The organism is Pseudomonas emilianonis (genome assembly GCF_023072625.1).
GTDB lineage: Bacteria > Pseudomonadota > Gammaproteobacteria > Pseudomonadales > Pseudomonadaceae > Aquipseudomonas > Aquipseudomonas paraveronii.
Genome location: NZ_JAKNRV010000024.1, coordinates 25,149 through 31,148, shown reverse-complemented (window position 1 = coordinate 31,148; position 6,000 = coordinate 25,149). Strand labels below are relative to the sequence as shown.

Below are 6,000 nucleotides of genomic sequence, written 5' to 3'. Positions count from 1 at the left end.
CTTCCCCAAAGGCGACACCACCGCCCAACTGCTCAACACCGCTGCGATCTTCGCCGTGGGCTTCCTGATGCGCCCGGTCAGCGCCGCGCCGTCCATCGACCGTATCTCCAGCCTGGTGCTGCGCACCGAGCAGCCGCTGGATATCGACCGCCTCAGCGAGTTCATGAACGAACTGCTGGAAGACCACGGCAAGCAACTGCTGCGCTACAAGGGCGTGCTGAACATCGCCGGAGACGATCGGCGCATGGTGTTCCAGGGCGTGCTGAAACTGTACGGCTTCGATTGGGACACCGAATGGGCCGAGGGCGAAGTGCGGGAGAGTGTGATTGTGTTTATTGCCGATGAGTTGCCGGAAGACAAGATTCGCGAGGGCTTTGCGAAGGTCTATCAAGCCTAACTTGGAAATACGATCAAAAATGTGGGAGGGGGCTTGCCCCCGATGGCGGTGGGTCAGCAAACATATAAGTGGCTGACACACTGCTATCGGGGGCAAGCCCCCTCCCACATTGGGTTGCATTCCAAATCCTGATTGGCATAAAAAAACCCGGCTCAAGAGCCGGGCTTCTTAGTCAAGCAACTGCAATCAAGCGCCGTACACCGGCAGCTTTTTGCAGATGGCCTTGACCTTCTCACGTACCGCATCGATCACGGCGTCGTTGTTCAGGTCAGCCAGGATGTCGCAGATCCAGCCGGCCAGTTCCTTGCACTCTGCTTCCTTGAAGCCGCGAGTGGTCACGGCCGGGGTACCGAAACGCAGGCCCGAGGTGACGAACGGCGAACGTGGATCGTTCGGTACGGAGTTTTTGTTCACGGTGATGAAGGCTTTGCCCAGGGCAGCGTCAGCATCTTTACCGGAGATGTCCTGCTTGATCAGCGACAGCAGGAACAGGTGGTTTTCAGTCCCGCCGGAGACCACGTCAAAACCGCGTGCGATAAACACGTCAGCCATGGCCTTGGCGTTTTTCACCACTTGTTGCTGGTAAGTCTTGAACTCAGGCTGCAGGGCTTCTTTGAAGCAGACCGCTTTGGCGGCGATCACGTGTTCCAGCGGGCCGCCTTGGGAGCCTGGGAATACCGCGGAGTTGAGCTTCTTCTCGATCTCGGCGTTGGCACGAGCCAGGATCAGGCCGCCACGTGGACCGCGCAGGGTTTTGTGCGTGGTGGTGGTGACGACGTCAGCGAACGGAACCGGGTTCGGGTAGACGCCAGCAGCGACCAGACCGGCCACGTGGGCCATGTCGACGAACAGGTACGCGCCCACTTTGTCGGCGATTGCGCGGAAACGTGGGAAGTCGAGGATCTGCGAGTAGGCAGAGAAACCGGCCACGATCATTTTCGGCTTGTGCTCGACCGCCAGGCGCTCGACTTCGTCGTAGTCGATCAGGCCGTTGGCATCGATACCGTATTGAACGGCGTTGTACAGCTTGCCGGAGGAAGAAACGCTGGCGCCGTGGGTCAGGTGACCGCCGTGGGCCAGGCTCATGCCCAGGATGGTGTCGCCGCCTTGCAGCAGGGCCAGGTAAACGGCGCTGTTGGCTTGGGAGCCAGCGTGTGGCTGGACGTTGGCGTAATCGGCGCCGAACAGTTGCTTGGCGCGGTCGATGGCCAGTTGCTCAACCACGTCGACGTATTCGCAGCCGCCATAGTAGCGCTTGCCTGGGTAGCCTTCGGCGTACTTGTTGGTCAGAACCGAACCTTGAGCCTCCATGACCGCAGGGCTGGTGTAGTTTTCCGAAGCGATCAGCTCGATGTGCTCTTCCTGGCGCACGGCTTCTTGCTCCATGGCGGCGAAGAGATCGGCGTCGTACTTGGCAATAGTCAAATCACGGCTGAACATGGCGGTCCTCAAGGATCGGGGGGCAGAAAAGGAAGGCATTCTAACCCAACGGGTTTTAGATGGCATATGAAAGGACGTCATGTCGCGGACAAGTGGCTTTCATCTGTGAACGGGCGGTGACTGTACCGGCGCCATCGGGGGCAAGCCCCCTCCCACACTTGAACGTGTTCACACGTCAAAATGTGGGAGGGAGCTTGCCCCCGATGAGGCCGGCGGCTTCACCGCAGATCTTCAGTCGAACATGAACAGTGCGTCGTTACTGAACTGCGCCGCGAACCGATTCGGCGGCATCGGCCGCCCGAACAGATAACCTTGCACCTCATCGCAGCCATGCTCGCGCAGGAAGTCCAGCTGTTCATGGGTCTCCACGCCCTCGGCGATCACCGCCAGGTTGAGGCTGTGGGCCATGGCAATGATCGCTCGGGCGATTTGCGCATCCTGCTCGCCGGACGGCAGGCCGTCGACGAAGGAGCGGTCGATCTTGAGCACGTCGATGGGGAATTGCTTGAGGTAGTTGAGCGACGAATAGCCGGTGCCGAAGTCGTCCACCGCGATGCTCAGGCCGAGGTTTTTCAGGCTGGCGAGGATCTGCAGGGCTTCGTTGACTTCGCGCATCAGGATACTTTCAGTCAGCTCCAGCTCCAGGCACGCCGGCGGCAGGCCGGTGTCCTTGAGGATGGTGGCGATACGCTCACCCAACTGACCGTCGGAGAACTGCCGCGCCGAGATGTTCACCGAGACTTTCGGCACCCGCACTTTGTTCTCGTGCCAGATCTTGAGCTGACGGCAGGCTTCGCTGATCACCCAGTCGCCCACGTCCACCACCAGGCCCAGCTCTTCGAGCACCGGAATAAAGTCCCCCGGCGGCACCAGGCCACGACGCGGGTGGCGCCAGCGCAGCAGAGCTTCTGCGCCGGTCAGGCGTTTGCCGTCGCCGCTGAATTGCGGCTGGTAATAGAGTACGAATTCGTTCTGGTCCAGGGCATGGCGCAGATCGCTTTCCAACTCCAGCCGCTCCAGGGCGCTGGCGTTCATGTCGGCCTGGTAGAACTGGAAGTTGTTCTTGCCGCGTTCCTTGGCGTGATACATCGCGGTGTCGGCGTTTTTCATCAACTGGCTCAGCTCGTTGCCGTCCTGCGGGCTGAGGGCGATGCCGATACTCGCGGTGACGAAGAACTCGCGGCCTTCCAGCACGAAGGGTTTGACCAGGCTGGCGAGGATTTGCTCGGCCACGTTAATCGCGCGGTTCAGCGCCAGTTCGCGGCTGGCCCGCGGCTGCAGGAGCAGGGTGAACTCGTCACCGCCCATGCGCGCCACGGTGTCGTCTTCGGCCACGCAGCCGAGCAGGCGGGTGGCCATTTCCTTGAGCATGCGGTCGCCGGCGGCGTGGCCCAGGGAGTCGTTGATCGGTTTGAAACGGTCGAGGTCGAGGAACATCAGCACCACCCACGACTTCTGCCGTTCGGCTGACTGCAGCGCGGTGTGCAGACGGTCCTGGAACAGCGTGCGGTTGGGCAGGTGGGTCAGGGCGTCGTAATAGGCCAGGCGGTGGATGCGCTGTTCGCTGGCTTTGCGCTCGCTGATATCGCTGAAGAAGCAGACATAGCTGGCCAGGTCGCCTTCATCGTCGAATACGGCGGTAATGCCGACCCAGGCCGGGTAATGCTCGCCGTTGCGGCGCTTGAGCCACACTTCGCCTTCCCAGGTGCTGTGCTGGTGCAACTGCTTGAGCACGTAGCGCAGGTGGGCTTCCTGTTGCTCGTCGACGGTGAGCATGTTCGGCAACTGGTCGAGCACGTCCGCTACGGCGTAGCCACTGACGCGGCTGAACGCCTCGTTGGCCTGCACGATATAGCCCGCCGGGTCGGTGATCAGGATCGCCGACGTGGAGTGCTCGAATACCGTGGCGGCCATGCGCAGGTCTTTCTCGGCGCGGCGCTGCTGGCTGATATCGCGACCCACGCCGAGGATGCCCTCGAAGGCGCCGTGCTCGTCCCACACCAACACCAGGCGCAACTCGATCGGCACTTTGCGTCCGTCGGCGCGCAGGCAGTCGAACAGGAACAGTTGGGTATGGATGTCATCACGCAACTTGGCCAGCGCCTGCACGTCGCCCAAGGCCCGGCTGACTTGCTCGACCAGGCTGTAGATGCCGGCCAGTTGCTGCGGGTTGGCGATGATCGACTGCCAGCCATTCTTGAACACCCAGTCCACGTCATACCCCAGCACGGCGCTGACCGAGGGGCTGATGTAGTTGAGGGCGAGCCGGCTGTCGGTGGAGCAGATCACGTCGCTGATGCTTTCGGCCAGCATGCGGTAGCGCTGTTCGCTGTCCCGCAGGGATTCGCTGGCTTCGATCTGATCGGTAATGTCCTTGGCCACGCCGATGATTCGCGTGACCTGCGCGGTCTTGTCCCCGGCCAGGGCTTGCTCGCGGATATCGAAGCGGCGCCATTGGTTATTGCGGTGGCGAAAGCGTAACTGGCAGTGCAGTTGGCTCGAATAGCCGGCCTGGCGCTGCTGCTGGCGCAAGTCATGGTAATGCTCGGCGTCTTCGGGGTGCAGCAGGATTTCCCAGAAGTACTCGCCCATTTGCTGCAATTCGGCCTTGTTGTAGCCGAGGGTGTGGCCCAGGTGGTGGTTGCTGAAAATCATCCGTTGGCTGATCACATCCTGCACATACAGGTGATCAGGCACGGTGCGCACCACGTCCGACCAGAAACTCTCGCGCTCCACCAGCGACAGTTCGACCAGCTTGCGGCTGGTGATGTCGCTGATGCTGAGGATCACCGCCTTGAAGTCGTCGCGCTGTTCCGGCAGGCGCATCACCAGCCACAAGTATTGGAGGTTGCCGGCGACGTCGTTGAGCTGGATTTCCAGCTCCAACTGGCTCTGTTGGGTCAGCACCGCCTCGAGCACCTGATAGCCGATGGCCGTGGCGTTGCGCGGGCAATCGTCGATCAGGCGTTCCCAGGCTTGCTCGCACGAGCTGACGTTTAACAGGCGCACCGCCACCTGGTTGACCTCGGTGACGCGCAGTTCCCTGAGCAACTGGCGGCGCGCTTCGGGGTTGCCCTGCAGCCACTCGTGCAATTGCTCGCTTGTGTGGATCTTGGCCTTGTCGAAGAACGCATTGAGCTCCGACAGGTCAAGCACGCACAGGGCCACGCCGGTGCCTTCGAAAATATCCTGATAGCGCCGCCGGCCTTCGTTCACCTGGCGCTGACGGCGGCGCATATTCAGCAGCACGATCACCGGGACCAACGAGAAGGCAAGGCCGAGCAGGCACTTGCCGATAAACGCCGGCAGCAGTTGTTCCAGGACGGCGTTACGGTCGAAGAGGCCGCGCAGTTGCCAGTCGCTTTTGCTCAGGGGCGTGACCAGTACACTTTTATTCAGTTCGTCCGGGGTCAGGGCGGCGGCCCCTTGTGTCGACATGCCGCTGTCACGGCTGACCACGCGGTGGTTCAGGCTATTCTCGATGGCCCACATCGGCCGCTGGCCTTGGCTGTCCTGGCGGGTCAGGCTGGCCAGGTAGTTCGGCGCCAGGCGCAGTGCCCAGTACATTTTCGAATCGCCACTGGGCTGATGCAGCAACAGATAGATGACGGTGCCGTCGTTGTCGTTGCTCAGGTAGTAGGGCTGGGAATGGCTGCGCTTGACCAGTTCCTCGAGCAAGTCGCGGTCCTGGCTGTCGTTGGCCGTGTCACGGATCATTGCGCCGCTGGGGGCGAGCAGTGCGAAGCTGCGCAGTTCCGGTAGGGAGCGCTGCAAGGTGCGCATCAAGGCCTGTTGCTGTTCGTCATTGCGCGGCGGCTCGACCATCGGCAGCAGATTCAGGGCGATCTGTGCGCTCAGGCCCATGTTCAGGCTGATTTGCTCCGCCAGGTCGGCACTGTAGTCGATGGTGTATTGCTGCTGGTTTTTCTGGTTCTGCTGCAGTTGGTCGAGCAATTGCCAGAACAATAGCGCGAGCAACATGAGGACGAGCGTCGCCAATGCGCCTTTGAGGGTGCCGTGCAGGGGCGCTCCCGGCGCTATATGAGCGGCGCGCAGGGGAGTGGGCGGCGTGACTTTGGACAAGCTGTGATCCTGCGGTTTGGCTGGACTGGCGCGCGACATGCACTATAAGCCGGGCGCCCGAAGGGCGGCTAGCATGCCTT

The 6,000-nt window shown here is 61.6% G+C and carries 2 protein-coding genes and 2 pseudogenes; 2 read left to right on the top strand and 2 right to left on the bottom strand.

The annotated features are described in order from the left end of the window. Together L9Z73_RS05250 and L9Z73_RS05245 are read left to right on the top strand one after the other, a co-directional pair. Window positions 1–79, top strand: a pseudogene (locus L9Z73_RS05250) (hypothetical protein); the annotation flags it as partial. Continuing rightward, window positions 59–397 (top strand): annotated as a pseudogene (locus L9Z73_RS05245) (GTP-binding protein); the annotation flags it as partial. The pseudogenes L9Z73_RS05250 and L9Z73_RS05245, both read left to right, overlap by 21 nt. Before the next feature lie 186 nt (window positions 398–583). On the opposite strand, the gene glyA reads toward L9Z73_RS05245, so the two are convergent. Further along, on the bottom strand, window positions 584–1,837 hold the full coding sequence (glyA, locus tag L9Z73_RS05240; protein ID WP_247397081.1) for a serine hydroxymethyltransferase: 1,254 nt from the start codon (window positions 1,835–1,837) through the stop codon (window positions 584–586). 231 nt (window positions 1,838–2,068) lie between these two features. Next, the gene (locus L9Z73_RS05235) at window positions 2,069–5,920 is read right to left on the bottom strand and encodes a bifunctional diguanylate cyclase/phosphodiesterase (RefSeq protein WP_282598517.1); all 3,852 of its coding nucleotides are present in this window, start codon (window positions 5,918–5,920) and stop codon (window positions 2,069–2,071) included. Between the last annotated feature and the right edge of the window lie 80 nt (window positions 5,921–6,000).

Bases quoted from the DNA above. Each gene is read 5' to 3' on its own strand.
- glyA (WP_247397081.1), bottom strand. From the start codon at position 1,837: ATGTTCAGCCGTGATTTGACTATTGCCAAGTACGACGCCGATCTCTTC.